At 37.5% G+C, this 23,117-nt stretch carries 20 protein-coding genes and 1 tRNA gene; 4 read left to right on the top strand and 17 right to left on the bottom strand.

The window, feature by feature from the left end; all coding sequences use genetic code 11:
* Positions 1–277: 277 nt before the first annotated feature.
* The 12 genes from ACFXN8_RS23595 to ACFXN8_RS23540 all read right to left on the bottom strand — a co-directional run bounded on the left by ACFXN8_RS23595 (position 278) and on the right by ACFXN8_RS23540 (position 12,605).
* Positions 278–985 carry an ABC transporter ATP-binding protein gene (locus ACFXN8_RS23595; protein WP_376074184.1) on the bottom strand — a complete coding sequence of 236 codons (708 nt, stop codon included), beginning with the start codon at positions 983–985 and terminating at the stop codon, positions 278–280.
* Complete coding sequence (locus ACFXN8_RS23590) at positions 985–1,764, bottom strand: ABC transporter ATP-binding protein (protein WP_376074185.1); 780 nt, start codon at positions 1,762–1,764, stop codon at positions 985–987. The genes ACFXN8_RS23595 and ACFXN8_RS23590 overlap by 1 nt, the downstream gene beginning before the upstream one ends.
* Positions 1,764–2,699: a branched-chain amino acid ABC transporter permease gene (locus ACFXN8_RS23585; protein WP_386847921.1), complete on the bottom strand. Its 936-nt coding sequence runs from the start codon at positions 2,697–2,699 to the stop codon at positions 1,764–1,766. The genes ACFXN8_RS23590 and ACFXN8_RS23585 overlap by 1 nt, the downstream gene beginning before the upstream one ends.
* Positions 2,700–2,712: 13 nt before the next feature.
* Entirely contained in the window at positions 2,713–3,588 is an 876-nt protein-coding gene (locus tag ACFXN8_RS23580) for a branched-chain amino acid ABC transporter permease (RefSeq protein ID WP_376074187.1), read from the bottom strand.
* Between the two features lie 297 nt (positions 3,589–3,885).
* On the bottom strand, positions 3,886–5,106 hold the full coding sequence (locus tag ACFXN8_RS23575; RefSeq protein ID WP_386847918.1) for an ABC transporter substrate-binding protein: 1,221 nt from the start codon (positions 5,104–5,106) through the stop codon (positions 3,886–3,888).
* Between the two features lie 458 nt (positions 5,107–5,564).
* Complete coding sequence (locus ACFXN8_RS23570; protein WP_386847917.1) at positions 5,565–6,167, bottom strand: class I SAM-dependent methyltransferase; 603 nt, start codon at positions 6,165–6,167, stop codon at positions 5,565–5,567.
* Between the two features lie 86 nt (positions 6,168–6,253).
* Entirely contained in the window at positions 6,254–8,047 is a 1,794-nt protein-coding gene (locus ACFXN8_RS23565; protein ID WP_386847916.1) for a CotH kinase family protein, read from the bottom strand.
* 46 nt (positions 8,048–8,093) lie between these two features.
* On the bottom strand, positions 8,094–8,777 hold the full coding sequence (locus tag ACFXN8_RS23560) for a DUF4956 domain-containing protein (RefSeq protein ID WP_370043922.1): 684 nt from the start codon (positions 8,775–8,777) through the stop codon (positions 8,094–8,096).
* 28 nt (positions 8,778–8,805) lie between these two features.
* Positions 8,806–9,507: a polyphosphate polymerase domain-containing protein gene (locus ACFXN8_RS23555; protein WP_376074192.1), complete on the bottom strand. Its 702-nt coding sequence runs from the start codon at positions 9,505–9,507 to the stop codon at positions 8,806–8,808.
* Positions 9,508–9,519: 12 nt separating this feature from the next.
* Entirely contained in the window at positions 9,520–10,383 is an 864-nt protein-coding gene (locus tag ACFXN8_RS23550; protein WP_386847913.1) for a peptidylprolyl isomerase, read from the bottom strand.
* Positions 10,384–10,507: 124 nt separating this feature from the next.
* Positions 10,508–11,935, bottom strand: a complete 1,428-nt coding sequence (locus ACFXN8_RS23545; RefSeq protein ID WP_376074194.1) for a HAMP domain-containing sensor histidine kinase — start codon at positions 11,933–11,935, stop codon at positions 10,508–10,510.
* Positions 11,919–12,605: a response regulator gene (locus ACFXN8_RS23540; protein ID WP_386847910.1), complete on the bottom strand. Its 687-nt coding sequence runs from the start codon at positions 12,603–12,605 to the stop codon at positions 11,919–11,921. Before ACFXN8_RS23540 ends, ACFXN8_RS23545 begins: the two co-directional genes overlap by 17 nt.
* Before the next feature lie 229 nt (positions 12,606–12,834).
* Between ACFXN8_RS23540 and ACFXN8_RS23535 the strand changes: the two genes are divergently transcribed.
* Complete coding sequence (locus tag ACFXN8_RS23535) at positions 12,835–13,170, top strand: heme oxygenase (protein ID WP_053482858.1); 336 nt, start codon at positions 12,835–12,837, stop codon at positions 13,168–13,170.
* A gap of 124 nt (positions 13,171–13,294) precedes the next feature.
* Here the strand turns inward: ACFXN8_RS23535 and ACFXN8_RS23530 are convergent, their stop codons facing one another.
* Entirely contained in the window at positions 13,295–14,311 is a 1,017-nt protein-coding gene (locus tag ACFXN8_RS23530; protein WP_376074221.1) for a YeiH family protein, read from the bottom strand.
* A gap of 113 nt (positions 14,312–14,424) precedes the next feature.
* Between ACFXN8_RS23530 and ACFXN8_RS23525 the strand changes: the two genes are divergently transcribed.
* Positions 14,425–15,306 carry a LysR family transcriptional regulator gene (locus ACFXN8_RS23525; RefSeq protein WP_386847908.1) on the top strand — a complete coding sequence of 294 codons (882 nt, stop codon included), beginning with the start codon at positions 14,425–14,427 and terminating at the stop codon, positions 15,304–15,306.
* A gap of 388 nt (positions 15,307–15,694) precedes the next feature.
* On the opposite strand, the gene ACFXN8_RS23520 is transcribed toward ACFXN8_RS23525, so the two are convergent.
* A complete protein-coding gene (locus ACFXN8_RS23520; protein ID WP_376074197.1) occupies positions 15,695–16,615 on the bottom strand; it encodes a LysR family transcriptional regulator in 921 nt (306 codons plus the stop codon).
* A 298-nt stretch (positions 16,616–16,913) separates the two neighbouring features.
* Here ACFXN8_RS23520 and ACFXN8_RS23515 point away from each other — a divergent pair, with 298 nt between their 5' ends.
* Complete coding sequence (locus ACFXN8_RS23515) at positions 16,914–18,104, top strand: coenzyme F420-0:L-glutamate ligase (RefSeq protein ID WP_376074198.1); 1,191 nt, start codon at positions 16,914–16,916, stop codon at positions 18,102–18,104.
* A gap of 139 nt (positions 18,105–18,243) precedes the next feature.
* On the opposite strand, the gene ACFXN8_RS23510 is transcribed toward ACFXN8_RS23515, so the two are convergent.
* The 3 genes from ACFXN8_RS23510 to ACFXN8_RS23500 form a co-directional block, all read right to left on the bottom strand.
* A tRNA-OTHER gene (locus ACFXN8_RS23510) sits at positions 18,244–18,313 on the bottom strand.
* Positions 18,314–18,410: 97 nt separating this feature from the next.
* Entirely contained in the window at positions 18,411–19,046 is a 636-nt protein-coding gene (locus ACFXN8_RS23505) for an RNA ligase family protein (RefSeq protein WP_386847906.1), read from the bottom strand.
* 23 nt (positions 19,047–19,069) lie between these two features.
* Positions 19,070–20,026, bottom strand: a complete 957-nt coding sequence (locus ACFXN8_RS23500) for an AAA family ATPase (protein WP_386847905.1) — start codon at positions 20,024–20,026, stop codon at positions 19,070–19,072.
* A 660-nt stretch (positions 20,027–20,686) separates the two neighbouring features.
* Between ACFXN8_RS23500 and helD the strand changes: the two genes are divergently transcribed.
* The gene (gene helD, locus ACFXN8_RS23495; RefSeq protein ID WP_386847903.1) at positions 20,687–22,993 is read left to right on the top strand and encodes an RNA polymerase recycling motor HelD; all 2,307 of its coding nucleotides are present in this window, start codon (positions 20,687–20,689) and stop codon (positions 22,991–22,993) included.
* The last annotated feature ends 124 nt before the right edge of the window (positions 22,994–23,117 follow it).

Here is a 23,117-nt window from a genome sequence, read left to right as displayed (position 1 = left end):
CTGACCGCGAGATCGATATGGGTCTCGTGGGATTGGAGATGTGTTTAAGTGACAGTGACTGTTCTATCCGTCGCTCTAGCCTTTCTTTCCGTCGCTTTGACTTCTTTCCGTCACTTTGATCATTCCTTCCGTCGTTTTGCCCCTTCTTTCCGTCACCTTGACTGTTCTTTCCGTCGCTCTAGCCTTTCTTTCCGTCGCTTTGACAGATCTATACGTCTGTTCACTCTCTGCGCTCATACAAAAAAAGACGCCTCGAAAATTGAGACGCCTTCTCCTTCTATAAACCACCTAAATAAGCTGCCTTTACTTGTTCACTCTCTTGAAGCTCTTTTGCTGTGCCCGATAATACTATACGTCCCGTTTCAAGTACGTACGCACGATTTGCTACTGATAAGGCCATATTCGCATTTTGCTCAACAAGCAATACGGTTGTACCCTCTTTATTGACTTGCTCAATAATATTAAAAATATTTTTTACCATGAGTGGCGCAAGTCCCATTGAAGGTTCATCCATTAATAACAATTTCGGTTTTGCCATTAATGCTCGCCCCATCGCTAGCATCTGTTGCTCACCACCAGATAATGTACCTGATTGCTGTTTACGACGCTCCAAAAGACGTGGGAATAATTCATACACATGATCCAGATCTTTTTTGATACCAGCTTTATCGTTACGGAGATATGCTCCAAGCTCTAAGTTTTCTTCAACAGACATATTGGCAAAAACACGACGTCCCTCTGGAACATGTGAAATGCCTGATTTTACAATTGTCTGTGCAGCCTTCCCTGCGATAGAAAAGCCTTCATATTCAATGATGCCACCCTTTGGTTTTATTAAACCTGACAATGTTTTTAATAATGTACTTTTACCAGCACCGTTTGCACCGATTAACGTTACGATTTCACCCTCATTTACTTCTAAAGAGAGGCCCTTCAATGCTTGAATGTTACCGTAAAATACATCTATATTTTGTACTTTTAGCATTAGCTGATAACCTCCTCACCAAGGTACGCTTCAATTACCTTTGGATTGTTGCGAATTTCTTCTGGTGTCCCATCAGCGATTAATTGACCGTGATCGAGCACATATATACGTTCACATATCCCCATAACTAAGCTCATATCATGCTCAATTAGAAGAATGGTTAAGCCAAATTCTTTACGAATAAACGCTATTAATTCCATTAAATCATGTGTCTCCTGCGGGTTCATCCCTGCTGCTGGCTCATCTAATAAAAGCAGCTTAGGATTCGCAGCTAGGGCACGCGCAATTTCTAATCGGCGCTGCATTCCATAAGGTAAATTTTTCGCAAGCTCATCCTTATAAACATCTAAGCCAAAGATTTTTAGGAACTCTATAGATTGAAGCTCCATTTCTGCCTCACCTTTAAAATGGTTCGGCAAGCGGAAAATAGAAGACCACATGGAATGCTTTGCAAGTGAATGGTTCGCTACCTTAACATTATCTAAAACAGATAGCTCTTTAAATAAACGAATATTTTGGAATGTACGACTAATACCTTTTTGTGTTACTTGATAGGGTGCAAGCCCGTTCAATTTTATATCGTCAAATGTAATCGTGCCCTCAGTTGGCTTATACACTCCGGTAAGCATGTTAAAACTTGTTGTTTTACCAGCACCATTAGGCCCTATAAGACCTACTAGCTCACCTTGATTTAGGTACATGTTAACGCCCTGTACCGCCTTTAAACCACCGAATTGAATGCCCATGTTTTCCACATGGATAAGAAGGTTTCCAGTCATTATTTTGTACCTCCTTTTTTACCAAACTTAAATAAATCCGTAACTTCTTTTGTTCCCATCAAGCCGGTTGGACGGTACAGCATGACGACTATTAATACTAAACTGTAAATAATCATACGTGTTTCTGGGAAGTTTGCTAGATACGCTGAGACTACTGTTAAGAAAACCGCAGCTATGACAGACCCTGAAAGACTTCCTAAGCCACCAAGAACTACATAGATTAAAATATCAAATGATTTTAAGAAACCGAAAGTTGTCGGTTGAATAATGTAAAAGTTATGTGCAAAGATGGCCCCTGCAAGACCGGCAAAAAAGGAACCAATTGCGAAAGCTACAACTTTATAGTAGGTTGTATTAATCCCCATTGCGTCTGCCGCAATTTCGTCCTCACGAATCGATATACATGCGCGTCCATGACGAGAATTCGTAAAGTTTGAGATGACTAGAATTGTTAGAACAACACCTATGAATGCATAAGTCCAGTTTGATAAATATAGAACCTGCATCCCTGCCGCGCCACCAACATAGTCCGTATTTAAAAAGATAATACGTATAATTTCCGCAAAACCAAGGGTTGCAATTGCTAAATAGTCACCCTTTAATCGTAACGTCGGGATACCTACAATTAAACCGGCTACTGCTGCTGCCAGTGCTCCTAAGAAAATAGCTAATGGGAACGGAAGCAATAGCTTAGTTGTAATAATTGCAGAAACATATGCTCCAACTGCTAAGAAGCCGGCATGCCCAATCGAGAACTGACCAGTAATCCCAATGACGATGTGCAAGCTGACCGCAAGCATGATGTTAATACACATTGTGATCAACATATTTTGATAGTAAATATCGAGAATGTTCGTTGAAATAAGCACCTGAATAACTGCATAGATGACTAGCGCTAATACGCCATAGCCCCAGAAAACTTTAGACTTTTTCATAATCACCGCTCACCTACACTTTCTCACGGGCATTTTTACCAAAGATACCCGATGGTCTGAAGATTAAAATTAAAATTAAAATAACGAATGCCGCTGCATCGCGCCATAAAGAGAAACCAAGTGCACTTACTAATGATTCCACTACACCTAGTAACATACCGCCAACCATGGCACCAGGAATAATACCAATACCACCAAGTACTGCAGCGATAAACGCTTTAACCCCTGGAATAACACCCATTAATGGATCTATTTTCGTATAGTAAACACCAAAGATAACACCTGCTGCACCAGCTAGAGCTGAACCAATTGCGAATGTTGCTGAAATTGTATTATCTACATTAATGCCCATTAAACGTGCTGCATCTGCGTCATGAGAAACCGCACGCATCGCTTTCCCGATTTTTGTTTTATGTACGATGAATTGTAAAAGAATCATCAGTACAATTGCGACAGATAAAATTAATATTGATGTACTACTGATTTGAACACCGAAAACATCAAATGATTTATTAGTAATGACTTCAGGATATGCCGCCGGTTGCGCACCTCTGAAGTAGATCGTTGTATATTCAATTAATAGCGATACACCTATTGCCGTAATTAAAGCTGCAATACGTGTGGCATTTCGCAAACGCTTATAAGCAATACGTTCAATTAAAACACCAAAAATTGCACAGACCGCCATCGCCAATAATAGTGCTGGGAAGAAGCCAAGCTCCCATTTAGCAATTGCGTAAAAGCCAATAAATGACCCAATCATGAAGACATCGCCGTGGGCAAAGTTGATTAGCTTAATAATCCCGTATACCATCGTATATCCTAGCGCTATTAATGCGTAGATACTACCTAGTGAAATACCATTCACAAGCTGCTGTATCCATTCCATGAGCGTTCACCCCTTTTTATTTTTCGAAAATTACAAAAATAGAACTTCCTACTACATGTTATTACTGAAAATAGAGTAAATTGTGTCCTCTTAAAAAATTTTTTTGCATGGTCTATCAATTTCACGCTGGCGTAATTGTGTACGGAGACTATATTTCCATTCAGTAGATGTTTGGACACTATAAAGAAACCAGATCCGCATTCATCTCACCACCTTCAATAGCGGGAGTCTTCACTGAATGAAGTTAAAATATAAAAAGGAAGGCGTGTTTACCCGCCTCCCCTTGCTTAGAAAACATTAAGGATTAACTTTAGAGTTGAACACTTGTTTACCGTCTTTAAATTCAAGAACTGTTGCTGTTTTAATTGGATTATGTTGTTTGTCAACTGAGAAAGTACCTGTTACTAAAGAAAGATCTTTTGTGCCAGCTAAAGCATTTTTAATAGCTTCTCCATCTGTAGAGCCCGCTCGCTTAATAGCATCAGCAATGTAATAAACTGTGTCATAGCCAAGTGCATTGAATGCATCTGGTGCTTTATCACCGTTCGCTGCTTTAAACGCTTTTACGAAATCTTGAATTTTTTGATCTGGGTCTTCTGCAGAGTAGTGGTTTGTGATGTACGTGTTATTCAATGCTTTCGCACCAGCTAGTTCTACTAAAGTTGGTGAATCCCAACCGTCAGCTCCCATCAATGGAACATCGATACCCATTTCACGTGCTTGTTTAACAATTAAACCAACCTCTTCATAGTATCCTGGGATAAAAATAAAGTCTGGTTTAGATGCTTTAATATTTGTTAATTGTGTACGGAAATCAGTATCCTTAGCCACATACGCCTCTTCTTTTACAACTTTCCCACCATTTTTAGTGATTGTTTCTTTAAATGATTTCGCTAAACCTTTTGCATAGTCAGATGCGTTGTCCGCAAAAATAGCGACATTTTTAGCTTCCAATTCACTTGAAGCGAAGTTTGCAGCCACAATCCCTTGGAATGGGTCAATGAAACAAGTACGGAATGCGTACTCGTTAACGCTATCATCAGCATTTACTGTAATGTTAGGAGCAGTACCAGAACCCGTAACAATTGGAATTTTATTACTGTTTGCAATTTGAACAGTAGCAACTGTATTACCAGAAGTTGCTGGGGCTAGCATTGCTACTACTTTATCTTGTGTTGCTAGTTTAAGAGCTGCTGCAGTAGCCTCTGAGTTTTCAGACTTGTTATCTACTTTAATAAGATCAATTTTTTTACCGTCGATTCCGCCATTATCATTAATTTCTTTCACTGCAAGGTCTGCACCTAGACCAATCGAAGAGCCATAGGAAGCTACGTTACCTGAAAGCTCTAAGTTTGCACCGATTTTAATAGTATCACCGTCAGAAGAACCGCCACCGCCTGATGATGATCCTCCTGAACTTGAACTATCTCCGTTACCACAGCCTGCAAGAACGCCTGCAAGTAGTGAAGATGCAACTAGAAGTGAGCCAAACTTTTTAAGCTTTTTGTTCTCTCTCATAATTTTATTCCCCCTAGAGTTTTTTCAAATATTAGATATTTCTGATAATTATAAACAATCCACGGCATTTCCTCAATAACAAAAATAACCAAAGTTATAATTTATAACTATTTAACAGTGAATCAAACTATTATTCATTTAAGCCTTTTACATTGTAAAACATTCTTTATATTTAGTCTAGAGTGATTTTTCAGTATAATTAATAATTTATGAATTTTCTATTAATTGTCAATGAACATTAATATAAAACTATTATTTTTCTCGAAAATTGCAAAATTTAGGATGTAAGGCGCTATCTCGTTCTCAGGAGGTATTAATTTGTAATTGCTAATAACTATTTATTTCCTAGAAAATAAAATAACATCCTAAAAGGAATAATCTATAGTAAGATTTTTTCTAATTCGTCTTAGTTGCTACATTTTATTAAAAAAGCTTAGAGCTGGGTTATTTCTACAGCTCTAAGCTTTTTTCAACGCAAACACACAGAGGCGTTCGTTAATATTTGTTTCATTTTCAAGATGAACCTCATGGATTAATTCAAAAGGCGTCCCATGATGTAAAAACTGCAAATAATCATATGGTGGGTAGTATAAAATAATATGAATCTCACGCATATGTAGTTCATAAGACTTCCAAATATTATGAATAACTGTACGGAAAATATGGACTGAAAACGGATTGAAAAAAAAGAAAACCGTGTCGCTTGGCTGAATAGCATAGTCCTCCGCTATTGAATGCATAAAGGAAACCGGAGCTTGAGCACTCTTTTTTTGAAGATAGCTCCTTTTATTATTCTCAGCCTCTGCATAAAAACCTGCATCCATTTCTACCCCAATTGTCGGAATATGAAATTTATCATGTACATAAATAGGGACTCTCCCTTTTCCACATCCCATATCGATAAACACTGGATTATCAGGCATTTCATACTCCGAAAATAATTGTTCTAAGCCAACATACGGAGTTGGCTCATAGCGATGGTAATGAGCTAGTTTAGGGAAGCCGTATTGTTCACCTACTGTGTTAATATGCAATTGTTTATCAAATTGATGTTCATTCATACTATTACTCCTAAAAAAAGAATGCTTTATTTTAGCACGACAAAAAGCAAAAACCATACCCAAAAGTTTTGGATATGGTTATTTTTTTAACGACCTCTTCGTTTAAATTTGAAAACAAACAGCAGTGCCACTATTAACAAGGCAAAACAAACAATCGCTGTAAGAACTGTATTTTTATCGATAACGGTTTCTTGCTTTAGTTCGTCGCCTTGGTTAGGCCACATAGGTCCTCCATTTTGGTCAGGTCGTTGCATTTGGCCATCACCATTTGGTCTTTCTCCCTGATTATCGCCATTTTGATTAAATGAAGGGGCTTGTGAAGGATCAAAATCCTCTGGCATTTGATTCGGATCAAAGTCATCTGGTCTTTGCATCGGAATGTTCATGTCTCCCATTTCGCCTGGATTTGGCATTGCCATATTCCCTTGTGTTGTTGCTTCCACAACAAGTTCCCCTGACAGCTGCTTTAAAATAGATTCGGAGCGCTGCTTTGCAAATTCAGGGAGACTTTTTTCCCCTTCTACCGCTTCTATAAACTGTTCTGTTGTAGAGAATTTCGTAGGATCTGCTTCCACATACGTTGTTAAGAGCGATGCTAATTTTGTGGTAATATTTTGTATGTTATCTTCTGTTAAGTAATTAGTCGCTATCTCTTCTAAATAGCCTTCATATTTAGCACGATACTCTTCATTGGAAAGTAAGGCGTTTAATAGCGGCCGCTCCTCTAAAGTTGTGCCAGATACAGGTGTAGTCACACTAAAGTTAATAGCACTATCTTCCATCAGATCCCCAGATAATCCAAATCCCATATTGAGTCCACCCTGATTCCGGTCAGCATTTGGCCGTTGCTGTTGACCATTATTCGGAGGCTTCATTTCGGATTTATCATTGATCTGTGCATCATTAGGTGCTTTCATATCGGCATTGTCTTGGATTTTATTGTTGCCACCCATTCTACCACCAACGCCAAAGCCGCCAAACGACATATTAAAATCCCATGGTATAATCGAAAACACACCATTTTCCTCATACAAATAGTAATTGTGTTTCATAGTTCCCTGATAACTATCAAGATTTACGAGTGCCGTGTTCACAGCAAAATAACGCAGCATTTCATCGACATCAATATATTTTTCGATATTGCCGCCATTATTGATGGCTTCAATCATTTCAATAAATTTTGATTGATCGACATTGCCTTCGTTCGTTTTTAAGCCAATTCCCGTATAATCAGCAATATCATCACTAATATATTTTAAATCACTGCCTGTCCCATCTGGTTTAAACAAAAATCCATCATTAGAGCCGTAGTTATTTGCCAGGAATGTTTCATCCACTGCTTCTACCCCTAAAAATAAACCTCGATCCTCACCATTCACTGTGACATACATATATGAATGAGCGGGTGTAGGTAATCCCATTTGTTCCATGAGCTCATAAGAAATATATTCTCGCATTAATGTTGTATCACTGAAATTATTGTTTAAATTTAATTTTTTCAAGCCATATAAGCTTTGTGTATCATCGTAATAATCGAAATCTATTTTTAAGCTATATCGATCCGAGTCGCTATTTACAACCGAGTTCAGTGATGAACTTCCTTTTGTACGAATAGCTACATTCTCTATTTTCTTGCCATTTACCGTGATATTAGCTTGCTTCAACTCCTTATCTGCTGCACTTTCTAGCATGTCTGTCCAATCTTCCTCGGCTATTTCAATATCTACCGTTGTTACTTTATTTTCATTAAACACAATAGACTCATAGGAAAACTCGGTATTTTTTGTTTCAATGCCTGCGTTTGGAAGCACAGCAAATACAACAACAAAGAGGAGTAGCAGAATTGCCATACAAATATAGACAACCCGTGTTTTAATCATTATCTGCACCTCTCTTTATAGTAAGAAAACTCATCTAGAGTGGTTACTAAGCAGTGAAATTACCATCATAACTAAGCATTACTGCTGATTTTACTCCAGGTACTTTTGTAAGATTGTCCATCAGTTTTGTATCATTTTGTTTAACACGAATTTCATAGGTTGTTTCGATTTCAACATTCGACATAATAGATTTTGATTTTAAAGCGAATTTTTTAGACTGTGCCGCAATAATACGCTCCACTTCCTCACAAGCAAAATCTTCTTCAAATTTAACAATTAATAAATATGGATTTTCCACAGTAATTTTGTTCACTAGCACGAGTAGTACAAGACCAATTAGAACGGCACCGATTATAACAAGTGGAATAAATCCTGCACCACAAAGAATTCCAGAAACTATTGCCCAGAAAATATATACTAAATCCATAGGATCTTTAATAGGTGTACGGAAACGCACAATTGATAGCGCACCAACCATACCTAACGATAACAGCACATTTGAACTTATTCCCATAATCACTAGTGCTGTTGCCATCGTCATAATGAGCAGTGAAATATTGAAGGAATGAGAGTAAATCACTCCGTTAAAGGTTTTCTTGTAAACAGCGTAAATAAACAGCCCTACAAAGAACGCTACAACTAACCCTATCAGTGAATCTATTAATGAAAATGATGTTGTTTTCTCTAAAAAGCTGGATTTAAAAATATCGCTATATTTTATAGTATCCATTGTTCAACTCTCCTTTATAAATAGCCAATTAGCCGTACATACGACTAAGCTGATATTTCGAATATGCCTCAGCACGTGTATCTACTGATTGTAATAAGTACTTAATAATATCCGGCAAGTACTCATCGTACTTCACTTCTAAAATAACTAAGTTTGGCTCAAGTACATCAACCATCGGCAGTTTCGGATTAAACATATCTGTATTACGTAGGCTCGACTGTACTTTACTATCAAATGTGACACGCACATTTCCAAAGGGATAGATGTAAGCCTCACGCTCATAATCGACAACTGTCATTGGTTTGAATTGGTTATACTTCATGTCCTTATATAAATCTTGAATTAACGCTCGTTCGTCTTCCTCCATCCAAGCGATATCCCCACCACGCATTTTTTCATATTCCTTTTGGGATATGGCACACTTCGTTTTAAAGGTTAAATTATTTCGTTTGCTTTTTCGCTCCAAATTTATAGTCGTAGTGGATTTACCGTAAATTCGTACTCGATATTTATCTCGATTGATATAACCCTCTTTTTTTTCATTTAGAACTTTGTTTTCAAAATTATCGAAATATGTGCTGCGAATTAAATACTTACCATTCGTCCCAGCATTCTTGTCTAACTGCATTACATGCCGTAGCTTAGTTTTTAATAATGCATAGTCCGGATAGGAGATAGCCTGTTTAATCTCCTTTCGACCGTTAGGATTAAACGAAGTAATATTAGGCATATAGTTCACTCCCTACATTTTTTCAATTTTGTATTGCTCTTGTTTTTCAGCTAACCAAGACGTGTATTCGTCATTTATGCGTTCTTCAAGCACAGTCGCATAAACTTCATCTTTTATATCCTCGAATACGGCCTCTTCTGCAGGTACTTTTTCAGTTACTTTAATGATGTGATAACCATCTGACGTTTGAACAATGTCACTGACGCTACCTTTTTCAAGGCCAAATGCGGCTTCTTCAAATTTCTCATCCATTTGTCCTCGACTAATATAACCTATTTCCCCACCAGCCTCATTCGTTGATGAATCAATTGAATATGTTTTTGCTAGCTCCGAAAAGTCCTCACCAGCTTTTACTTTTGCTAGCACATCCTTTGCTGTTGCCTCATCCTCCAATAAAATATGACTAGCTACAATCTGTTCCTTTTGTCCATAGTTATCTTTATTGTCTTCAAAATATTGAGCTACTTCCTCATCTGATATGTCAATGCTTGCAGCAATGACATTTTTGGTAAGCTGATACATCCGAATATTATCCTTCACACTCTGCTCAGTTAGTCCATTCGCCTCTAGTGCATTTTGTAACGATTCCTCCCCACCATACGACTCCGCTAACTCCTCATACTCTTCCTGAATAGAGTCCTCGGATACAGAAACATCCTCTTTTTTCGCCTCTAGCTCAACTATTTTATTGTTAATCAGTGTATCTAGTACCTCTGTACCGTATTGTTCACGCAATGCGTCATCTAGTTCTGTTTGTAAAATCTTTTCACCATCAACCTTCGCCACATAATCGCTACTCTCACCACAACCGACTAGTAGTATTAATAATGCTGCAGGTAAGGTCATCATTTGGAAAAACCTTTTGTTTCCGGTCATCCTTGATCCCGTCCTTTCTTTTGGTTTCTCGTTTACAATGCTTACTATAAAGGCCTAATGTGTCAGTCAGATGTCAGCTTTACATTTCCTTCAAAAAATCTTTACAAAAAAACTACTACGCCCTTTAGAGCGTAGTAGCCTTTTTAAGTGTTATTTCAAAGCATGTTCCTGATGAATTACTGTCAATTAGTCGTAAATCACCGCCTATAGATTGCGCCATCATTTTACTAAGTGATAATCCTAATCCTAAGCCACGGATCGCATATTTTTTATTTTCTCCTCTATAAAAACGTTCAAAGATAAATGCCTGATCTTCCTGAGGAATACCATGTCCTGTGTCCTTTACAGTAATGAAGACAGCATCCTCTTTTTCCACCAGCGTAATGATGACAATCCCTTCCTGCATTGCTTGCTTTGCATTCGTCAATAAATTAGTAACTATTTGCTGTATACGTACAACATCCGCCTGAACATCAACGGAGTCTGCAAGGAAGTCCATTTGTATTTTTACATTTTCGTCATCCTGCATTACTTCCCATTGTGCTACAGCATCCCGTACTAACTGATTAACATTCATTGTTTCAAGCTTTACTGGAATTGCATCTACCGCAAAATGATTATAAGCTAGCAAATCACCGACCATCGTTTTCATTTTCGTCGTTTCTACTAATGCCATTTGAATAAATTCACTAGCATCCTGACCTGTAACGACTCCATCTTTCACCGCCTGCAATAACCCACTAATTGACGTAACCGGTGTTTTTAGCTCGTGGGTGACGCCCGCTAATAATTCTGTTCGAGTCTTTTCTAATTGTTCTAGCTTATTCGCCATTTCCTTAAAGGAAGTAACGAGCTCATAAATTTCTTCTTCTTTTATATTTTGAGGTAAATCAAATGTATAGTTTCCTTCTTGCACTTGCTTTGCAGCTTCGGCAACCTGTTTTATTGGGTGTGCTAGACGTTTGGATAAAAAATAAATAGCACTCCACCCCAATATAGCAAGTGCCCCAATAAGTAATGCCAGTAGCCCGTACGCTTGGTTAACCTTCGTTAAATTCTCCTTTTTCTCTAAGACAAGCACCCAGCCAACTTCCTTATTGTCCCTTTCTAGTTTTCTTTTTACGACATATTGAACTAACTCTTGTCCCTCACTCGTTACAGTTATTTTCTTTGTCCCTTCTTCACCATCCAGTAAGTTGGCAACATTTTTTTCACTCCCTGGAGGCATCGGTCGATTGCTACTTACTATATTACCTGCCGTATCTACAACATATAAAACGGGATCAATTTCTCGCATAGTAGATCGCTCACGGTTACCAATAAACCCTGGAATGCCAATCATAGGTCCATTATTTTGGCCAGAAGTATCTGTTAGGCGAAATACAGTCTCATCTGCTATAAATTCCATCATCTCTAGTCGATTTTGAAACGTCGTATGTCGAATCCATGCCGCAGAAATAAAAGAGATAATAGCTAGACCTACAAAGAGAGTTAATAAATAGCGGCTTGTCCAATAGTTGCGTAAAGATATTCGCTTATTTTTTTTGAACACTTAGCTGATACCCCAATCCACGTAGTGTCTTTATTTCTCCTTCTTCCTCATCCCATTCCTTAAGTACCTTTCTCAGTCGCTTCACTGCTAAATCCACCGCTCTATCACTACCTTCATACTCCCAGCCCCAAACTTGATCAATAAGTTGGTCACGTGTAAATGTTTGGTTTGGATGCTCGGCCAAGAATAAAAGTACAGATAAATCTCTAGGCGTTAAGATGATTTCTTCTCCCTTAAGTAGCACTCGATGGGCTTTCATATCAATCTCTAGCCCACCAAAGCGTTTTATTTCCGAAGTTTCGTGACTTCCTTTAGCGCGCCTTAAAACTGCCTTTACTCTTGCCACCACCTCATCAGCTATAAATGGCTTTGCAATATAATCGTCTGCTCCTTGATCGAAACCCTCTAATCGATAATTTACATCGCCTAATGCCGTTAGCATGATAACTGGACAAGAGCTAATTTCCCTAATTTCCTTTAAAATTAACCAACCATTTTTTTCTGGTAACATAATATCGAGTAATACTAAATCAGGCTGAACCTCTTGAAATATATCCAATGCTTGCCCGCCATTAAAACATTGCATAACATCATAGCCTACTTTTTTCAAATATGCCTTCAAAACTTGGCTTATTGCATATTCGTCTTCTATTACTAATATTTTTATCATGCCCTTTCACCTCGTTACCAGCTCATTCGTGTTTTCATTATATCATCGGATTATGTCAGTTAAATGTCCGGACCATTCTTATAGTGGCGTATCAAATATCGAGCTATTTGCAATTTACATTGCTCTTCTATTGACAATGTCTTCCTAGGCGAATTATCATTGATTGCGAATGATAATCATTGATAATTCATTCATATAGTTAACTAAAAAATGATTAGGGGGGAAAAGCATGATTATTGTTACAAATCGTATTCAAGTAAAACCTGGCTTTGCTGCAAAAATGGCACCGAACTTTACAAAGCCAGGACCTCTACAGCAGTTTGAAGGCTTCCATAAAGTGGAGGTATTAGTTTCAACTGATGATCCGACTTATGACGAAATGAGCGTCAATATGTACTGGGAGTCTAAGGAACATTTCCAAGCTTGGCGTAACAGCGATGCATTCGCTGCAGCTCATCACCGTCCTGGACAAGGCTCTGAGGGAGGAAAACCTGAAAACAGCCCAATGATTGGTAGCAAAATAGTTATAGCTGAATTAGCTTCTTCAATTGAAGCATCACGCTAATTTTCGATTTGTATACCATAACTCCACTATTTACGAGGTAGTGGGATAAAAACTAAAATATCTTCTGATTCTATCTAAAAAAATCCTGCATTTTCGAAAATGCAGGATTTTTTCCAATTTTTTATTACATGAAAATAACTAAAACATAGCCTAGTATTGATAAGCAAACCGAACCGATAAGTCCTGCAACAAACGCTTTTACGCCTAATTGTTTAAAGGTTTTTATGTCTACATTTAAACCTAGTCCAGCCATCGCCATCCCAATTAAAATATAAGCGATATTTACAAATGTTTGCGCTACATTAGCTGGTACAATCCCTAACGAATTAATAGCGCTCATCGCTAAAAACCCAAGAATAAACCACGGAATGATCGACAGTGAAAATCCTTCTTTTTCCTGCCCCTTTTCATTTCTCCGATATAAAATACCGATGACAATAGCGACGGGTACAAGCAATGCGACACGTGTTAGCTTCACAATAACCGCCATATCAATGGCTTCATTTCCACCAGCTGAGGCTGCTGCAATAACATGAGCAATTTCATGTAGAGTGCCTCCCGCAAAAATGCCATATTCAGTAGGAGTTAAGTTAAATACTGAGTATAACACCGTGTAGACTAATGTGAATACAGTCCCTAGTAATGCTACTATCGCTGCGCCCACTGCCGTTTCTTTTTCATTTGCTTTAATTTGAGGGGCAATAGCGACAACAGCAGCAGCTCCACAAATAGCTGTGCCACAAGCTGTTAATATGCCGAGCTTCTTATCAACATGAAATACCTTCGTTAAACCATATACAACCAGTAAAGCAAATACCAAATTAATAAACGCAATAAGGAAGACACTCGCTCCAGCATTGTAAATATCCATTAAATTCAACCGCATACCTAGTAAAATAATACCGAGGCGTAATAATTTTTTACTTGAAAATGTGATGCCTGTTTGCCATGAATCCTGTACCTTGAAGGCAGCTCTCCAAGCCATACCTAATATAATGGCAATAACAAGCTGCCCTAATATTGAGAAGAACGGAAATGTCGAAATATACTTTGCTACTAAGGCAATAATGAGTGTCAACAAGATCCCCTTCATAAACGCTGGGGTCAGGAAACTTTTTAACCTATGCTGGCCATTATCCATGTTGTTCACTTCTTTCATCCTTGATGATTATTACTTTATTAGAAAGTTAATCATTAGTAAAATACATATATATAATCGTAATTATTAATATTTCTAATAATAGGAGTGGTGATATGCAATTTGATGCTTTAAAAACGTTCATCATACTGGTGGAGGTCAAAAATTTTACGAAAGCCTCCGAAATACTTCATATTTCACAGCCAAGTGTCAGTTTACACATTAAAAACTTAGAGCAAGAATTTCAAACGACCTTATTTATCCGTTCACCAAAATCTGTACAAATCACCCCAACTGGGGAAATTTTATATAAACGAGCTAAGCAAATGATGGCAATCGCAGAGGCGGCGAAGGAAGATATTTTAACCTATCATCATGAAATCCAAGGTACACTTGTAATTGGCGCTAGCTTTACAATTGGCGAATATATATTGCCTCCTATCATAGCGAGTTTACAACAGCAGTTCCCTCAGCTAGAGCTTCAAGTTATTATTGGCAATACGAAAGAAATCATTCAATATACAAAATTGTTACAAGTCGATATCGGTCTTATTGAAGGGCAGGCACACGACCATGAACTTATTATTAAACCGTTTATGCAAGATGAGTTATTTATTGTCAGTGCGAGTAATCATTCTCTTGCAAAGGAATCAGCTATTACGGTTGCGGACTTACAGCAGCAAAATTGGGTCGCACGTGAAGAAGGCTCTGGTACACGTTATTACTTAGATCATTTATTTAGAGCAAACGGGCTCCAAGTACGTTCACTTCTTACTATTAGTAGTAATCAAGGTGTGAAAGAAAGCGTGATTCAAGGGCTTGGACTTTCATTACTGTCCGCTAGTGTCATTGAGCGTGAATTAAAAAATAACGATATAAAAATCTTACCTCTCGAGGAACAGCATTTTATGCGGACATTTTCTTATTTGTACTCACCTACAATGAAAAATAAACGCAATGTTGACATTCTTTTAGAGGCACTATTAAAAAAAGCTTAGCGACTAGTAATTCGCTAAGCTTCATGTTGTTGAAAAGCTATTATGTGTCAGAAGATATATACTATGTGAAGTGGTTGATCTTCGTTCCGACTGGGCGACTCCTTGGGGATCAGCGGTAGAGGAACAAAGGCTAAAAGCTATCACGTCCTGTGATAATGCCTTCGTGACCAACATCGTGTTGGCCCGAGACCCTGCAGCGAAGCGAATGTTTTCTGTGCGAAAGCGAAGCGTCAGCAACAAATGTTTTATCTGTGCGAAAGCGAAGCGTCAGCAACAAAGCGCCTAGTCGGAACGGAAATCAGCCTCTCGTTTTGCAGAAGAGCCATACTTTATTTAATGTGACATAGATTCCCTTCACCATTTTGGTTTTCAACACCACTCGCTAAGCTCACTTTATAGTTCTTGGATTTAGACGTTTACGCTCCTGCTTTTGCTCAATAATTTCTACAAATTTCAATGCCGCTCGAGATAAAGGTACACTTTTCAAATAACACATGCCAATGCTTCTTGTTGGAATACTTTCTGTTAATGTTAGCTCATATAAAAGTCCTCGTTGCAAATAATCCTTAGAAAATTCTTTCGTTACACAAGCAATCCCTAAATTACTGCGTGCAAATTCCAGCACTAGATCATGTGAACCGAGCTCAAATTCAGGTTCAATAAAGATCCCTCTTGCAAACAAATAATCTTCTACATACTTTCTTGAATTAGACTTTTTCTCTAAAAAAACAAGTGGAAACTTTAACAGATCCTCAAAGCTTAAACTTTTTGACGCCAACGTTTTATACTTCTCACCGCATACAAAAATATCCTGAACCTCCGTGCAAGCGGTTAATTGTAATGTCGGATCTTCTATCGGAAAATTACAAAGTCCTATATCAACCTCACCAGATTTAATAAAGTTACAAATTTCCGAAGTCGTTCCATTTAACATTTGTAATTTTATATTTGGATACATTGTATGAAACGCCTCTAGATAAGGCATTAAAAAGAAACGAGAAATAGTGTCCCCTACACCAATTTTCAACTGACCTGTTGTTAAATTTCTAAATTCTAGCAACTTCTCCTCACCTGCATCTAAAAGGCCTAACGCTGAATTCGTATACTCGTATAGAAGACTACCCTCAGTTGTTAACGTCACCCCTTTAGGTGTGCGATTAAAAAGACGTGTGCCAAGCTCCTTTTCTAATTGCATCATAGCTTGGCTAACAGCTGGTTGAGTCATATATAAATCTTTAGCAGCACTTGAAAAGCTATTATTTTTAGCAACAATACTAAATACACGATATAAATCTAATTTCCCTATCATATAAGCACCTCTTATAGCTATTATACGAACTATTAATTTTACTTATATCACTAAAGGGGCGTATAGTAAAACCATATTGGTATAATTTCAAAATATTTAACTTTTTTCAGTTGGCGGAAAAGAATCGGTATGGCATTCTTCATGGAGCCCACAGCCGATTCCAGACGCATTGTTTATCTGCGCGAAAGCGTAGCGACAGCGGCAAATGTTTTCTGTAGCGAAAGCAAAGCGACAGCTACAATTATGCCGAGGCATAACTATTAATCATACATTTACTTATTAATAAGGAGAGATTATTTTGGAACGTGTAGTTGGTACAGTAGTAAGAGGTCTTCGTGGCCCGATTATTAACGAAGGCGATAATATTGAGCAAATCGTTGTGGATACAGTATTAAACGCAGCAAAGACTGAAGGCTATTCAATTGAAGATCGTGACATCGTCACAGTAACAGAATCTGTCGTAGCGCGTGCACAAGGTAACTATGCATCCATCGATGACATCGCAGCTGACGTAGCTGCTAAATTTGGTGACGATACTGTTGGTGTTATTTTCCCAATCCTAAGCCGTAATCGTTTTGCTAACTGCTTACGCGGTATTGCAAAAGGCGTAAAAAAAGTTGTTCTTATGCTTAGCTATCCATCTGATGAAGTTGGTAATCACCTAGTTGATATCGATGAGCTAGATGTAAAAGGGATTAATCCTTGGACAGATACTTTAACTGAGGGTGAATTCCGTGAGCATTTCGGCTATAAAAAACATACATTTACAGGCGTAGATTATATTGAATATTATAAAGAAATAATCGAAGCTGAAGGCGCGTCTTGTGAAGTTATCTTTTCAAATAACCCAAAAACAATTTTAGATTTTACGAAGAGCGTTTTAACTTGTGATATTCATACACGCTTACGTACAAAACGTATTCTAACGGCAAATGGTGCTGAAAAAGTATACAGCCTTGATAATATTTTATCTGAACCTAATAACGACTCTGGCTTTAACGCAGAGTATGGTCTACTTGGTTCAAATAAAGCTACTGAAGATAGCGTAAAATTATTCCCACATACTTGCCAACCAATCGTTGATGGCATCCAAGCAAAAATCAAAGAAGCTACTGGTAAAACAGTTGAAGTAATGGTTTACGGTGATGGTGCATTTAAAGATCCAGTGGGTAAAATTTGGGAGTTAGCTGACCCTGTTGTTTCTCCTGCTTACACGGCTGGATTAGATGGCACGCCAAACGAAGTAAAACTAAAATACTTAGCAGATAACGATTTTGCAGAGCTTCGCGGCGAAGAATTAAAAGCAGCAATTTCTGAGTATATCCAAAACAAAGATGAAGATTTAACTGGGCAAATGGCCGCTCAAGGTACAACGCCTCGTCGTTTAACAGACCTAATTGGTTCACTATCTGACCTAACTTCTGGTTCAGGTGACAAAGGAACACCAATGATTTATATTCAAGGTTATTTCGATAACTATACAAAGTAAAAAGCTATAAAAAAGAACTCCCATTTTCGTTTGGGAGTTCTTTTTTAAATAGTGGACATGCTTCAATATAGACGCCATGTTCATAATAATTGCAAACAGGCAAATCCTCTATTTTTATCTATTATGTCATTTCATTTAGTGAGGATGACAGGAATCGAACCTGTAAATCCCTATTCCGTAAAGGGACATGCACCACTGCATACTTCCTCATATTCATTATATATTATTAGTTTCATATTTAAGAATTACATTTTTCTCAGTCCTTTTGTTTTATAGTTAGGTATACTTTACCTTTTCAAATCATACTTATTTCAATTGATTAGGAATCACTTCTTCATTTAACCAATGTTCGCTTGTTCGAACATGATTCTGTCTCACAAATTTCCCTAGGTTATATCGAAAATCATCATAATGGAAGGCAGCCGCATTTCTAATAACATACCCTTCCTGCTCACCCCCAAGAAGTGATTTTCCTGTAAACGTCTTCTTTATTTTTTCCTCATCGAAAATGCCTCGATATAATACAGGTACCGTTTCAATCCCCCATTCAGCTGCATAACGGACTGTTTCATCCCAGCTTAAACAAATATTTTTTTCGTTCCAAATACTAAATAAATAAAAGTAACTAGTTAACTCCTTGTAGTAAATGGAGTGCTTGGCATAAATATTTTCACCACATAATCTCCAACCTTCTGGAATCTGGAAGGCAAATGTAGCATGAAACGTTTTTACCCAATGCCTCGACGGATGATCTCCTGAATTTAAGCTTCTAGCATGCATATAGTTTTGATAAAGTGTTGTTCCCTCCCCGTCTAATTTTTCGGTTACAATAACCTCTTTTCCAATAAAATGATCAACATTTTTAGCAACCTTGTCATCGTGTGTATATCCTCTACTCCACGGCAAATGAAAGCTTCTTGGATATTTCATCAAATTGGTCATAAACTCACTTCCTTTGTTTACATCTACTTCGCAAATTGATCTGCTTCTCGAAAGAAATAAAGCTTTGTTAATAAATCGCCATCTAATAAATGATAAATCTTACTTGATCCCCTATCGCCCCCATATTGAATTAACATATGAAATTGCACTAAATTAACAACCTTTAAAACAAAGTCTTCTTCAAAGCCAAGCTCTAATAAAAAATGACATACCATTTGAGCAGATACATTTTCATGTCCATAATATCCATATCTTTGTTGGAATTCTTTATATTTTTTACAAAACGGTTTGCCTACATCATGGAATAAAGCAGCTATTTGTAGCGCTAACTTGTCACTCTCCATATAGTATTCGTTCATATATTCATAAACAAAATACGTATGCTGGCAAAGTAAAAATTGATGATAAGGATTTTCTTGATTAAATTGATAAATCTCTTTAAATGGTTGGACTGATTTCAACTTTTGAAAAAGCTCATCATATGTGGGTTCGCTTCGGATTAGCGAAAGAAATTGCTCTTTTGAGATTTCATACGGACTCGCTTCATGTACAATATGCACCTCTTCAAATCCTTCCCCCACTATCGGAAACTCTAAATTCTTCCTCATTTTATCCATTATTACTAACGGAACTTTTCTCTTTCTTTGTTGATTTCTTGTTATACACAACGTATAAGGTGTATCAAAATAATAGCATACCGCCTTCACGTCACCAGACAATTTACCCAGTGCAAATATCCTACGTTCCCGTTCGATATTTGTTGCATCAACAATGACAGATTGACCTTTAGCCACAAATTCGTTTAAACGCTCATACAAAACACGAAATACTATTCGCGATTTCTGTCTTGAAGCGTCACCAAATAACTCTTGACGTATGGCATCACTCGAAAGAATAACTGCATTTTCACTTTTCGCTAGCCCTTTAACAAACGTGCTCTTGCCGCTTCCAGGTAACCCAACTGTAAATATCACCTTCATTTTCCCACCCCCTTTCAAGTGTCTATATCGTTTATAGAAACATATTCTTTAGTTAGCAATTAACGTCTATTCCTCTTACTCGTTGAGCTGTTATTTATCAAAAATCAATCATCCATTTAACTCTAAAGTATTGGGATTAATTTTTGATGGTTAAAATGATATAAGTCGGACATAACATTTGTGGAAACGTATACCATGAATATAAGTTAACCAGAGCAGAGGCTGGACAACTCATCGGGTCACAGATGAGCCCCGGAGCGAGCATTAGAACGGAGACTAAGAACACCACGACCTGCGATAACGCCTTCGTGACCAACATGGTGTTGCTGTCGCACAGAAAACACTCGTCGCCCCAAGCGGCTCATCGGACACCCAAGGAAAGCACCCGGCCAGAACGGAGATCAACTTATATACATGATGTCATACCAAAATTTCGGAGACTATCCATAAAAAGCAACATTCTTCAAAAGGGAAAATTTCACTACAAAAAAGACTGCTCCACCTTTTGCGGAACAGTCTTTTTTATTAAAAAATTGATTTTATCTTATAACTTTATTATATCATAAATTTGCCAAAATTACTAGACTATACTTCTTTCTGGAATAGCTGTATGATAAATTTCCCGATTCTAAATCCATATTGAAAGGAATGTGAGTAACATTGGAAAAGCAATATGAATGGACAGAAGAAAAACAGTATCTTGTTCTTTGTTTAAACACAGTTGATCATAAAAAAGAGGAGTTACTACAAAAAGAAAAGGCTGTTAAAGACAATGTTTTAGCGTTAAAGAAAACCTTTTGGGACGACGTTAGAGTGAATTTAGATACGCCTGAGGATATAGACGAAACCTTTTATGCTATCAAACAACAGGCAGAGCTCTTATCTGATTCCCAGCATGCTCAGCAACGTGTCATCAAGGATGTAAAAATTTATGACCGTTTACTGCAATCACCCTATTTCGCTCGCATTGATTTTTTACAGGATGATCATAACGAACCTTTAAAGATTTATATCGGTGTAGCAACCTTAATGGATGAAGAGAACGAAAACATATTAATTTATGATTGGCGAGCCCCGATATCAAGTATGTATTATGATCACACCCCTGGCCCCGCTACTTATGAAACGACGACTGACGAAATTCAAGGTGAGATGCTTTTAAAACGGCAATTTATCATTAAAAATGGCCAATTACAATCGATGTTTAATACAGGTTTAACGATCGGTGATGACTTATTACTCGATATTCTCGCTCAAAATGCAAACGAACATATCCGTAGCATCGTAGCAACGATTCAAGCTGAGCAAAATAAAATTATTCGACATGTCAACACGCCTTATCTCATCGTAGAGGGTGTCGCAGGTAGTGGAAAAACAGCTGTTGCTCTCCAACGTGTTGCTTATTTGTTGTATCATTATCGAGACCAAATTACTGCTGATCAAATTTTATTGATTACACCTAATCAGCTCTTTAATCAATATGTTCATACCGTTTTACCGGATCTAGGTGAAGATAATATGCAGCAATTAACCTTCTCCGAATATGCAACAAAACGTTTAGGTCGACAGTTCCAATTGGAATATCCTTATGAGCAATTAGAGTCACTTTTAACAGAGAAAGATGACTCACTTTACCAAACGAAGCTTACGATTATTTCTTTTAAAGCTAGCCTCCAATATCGAGAATTGATGGACAAATATATAGAGCTCCTTGCACATGAAGGTTTGCTGTTTAAAAATATTGTTTTTCGAGGAGAAAGAATTATTACAGCTCAAGAAATTGCTGAGTACTTTTATTCGTTCAATGCCACAATGCCTATCCCAAATCGACTGCAGTTAGTGAAAGAATGGTTGTTACAACAATTATCGAAAATTGAAAAGGCAGAACGGGCGAAAGAGTGGGTAGAAGAAGCTAGTGAGCTTTTAGACATTGAAGAGTATACAAAAACCTATAGCGAGCTTTTACATGAAGGTCGATTTTCAGAAAACTCCTTTGATGATTTTGAGCAAGAGCGCAAGAAACTAGCCATCCAAATTGTTAAAAAACAGTTCAAGCCACTTCGTCAATCTGTGAAACAATTAAAGTTTGTTCACATGTTAGGCATTTATCGTCAATTATTTGATATAAACAATACTATACATCAGCACTTACAGAACTTTTTGCCCGACCATTGGGAAGAAATCTGTCAACATACACTCCCTAATTTAGCAAAGCGTATTATTTCATATGAAGATGCCGCTCCATTTTTATATTTGCAGGACAAAATAGAAGGTCAACGAACTAATACGATGATTCGCCATGTTTTAGTTGATGAAGCACAAGACTATTCTCCATTTCAGCTATTTGTATTACAACAATTATTCCCACGTGCACGTATGACTATATTGGGCGATGGACATCAAACCATCCATCCTCATACTTTTAAAAACCCTTCCCTGCTAACGCCACAATTATATGGTGAACAAGCAGAAAAAATGATATTAACGAAAAGTTATCGCTCAACAAAACAAATTATTCACCTAACTTCGAAGATTTTACATGAGGGTGCCAAAGTAGAAGCCTTTAATCGAACTGGTTCCGAACCGACTATCACGATTGTTCCAAATGAAATAGATTTGATTGAACAGCTTGTCGAAAAAATTAACAGCTTGTCCCTAAAGTTCGAAACAATTGCAGTCATCTGTAAAACAGAGCAAGAATGTACAATGGTTTTTGAGCAAATGAAAGACCACGTAGATCTTCAACTCATTACCCATCATACAACTCAATTTAAAAAGGGCATTTTACTGTTACCTGCTTATATGGCAAAAGGAATTGAATTTGACGCTGTCTTGCTATACAATGCTTCCGCAGCTAATTATTCTAGAGAAACAGAACGTAATTATTTCTATACAGCTTGTACACGAGCTATGCACGAATTGCATATCTACTCAATTAATGAGTTAACACATTTTTTAAAGCTTTAATTTCAAAAAAGAGAATCCGCAAGCTTCCATTAATGTGGTACCCAAGTCAAGGACAAACTAAAAAAAGAGATTAAGCAGCTAAGAGATGGTTTCTGTATTGCACAGGAGCCATCCTTTTTAGATT

It is taken from the genome of Lysinibacillus sp. NPDC059133 (assembly GCF_042755925.1).
In the GTDB taxonomy this organism is placed as follows: domain Bacteria; phylum Bacillota; class Bacilli; order Bacillales_A; family Planococcaceae; genus Lysinibacillus.
Note: the sequence above shows the minus strand (reverse complement) of the source record. Positions and strands in the feature narration are given on the sequence as shown.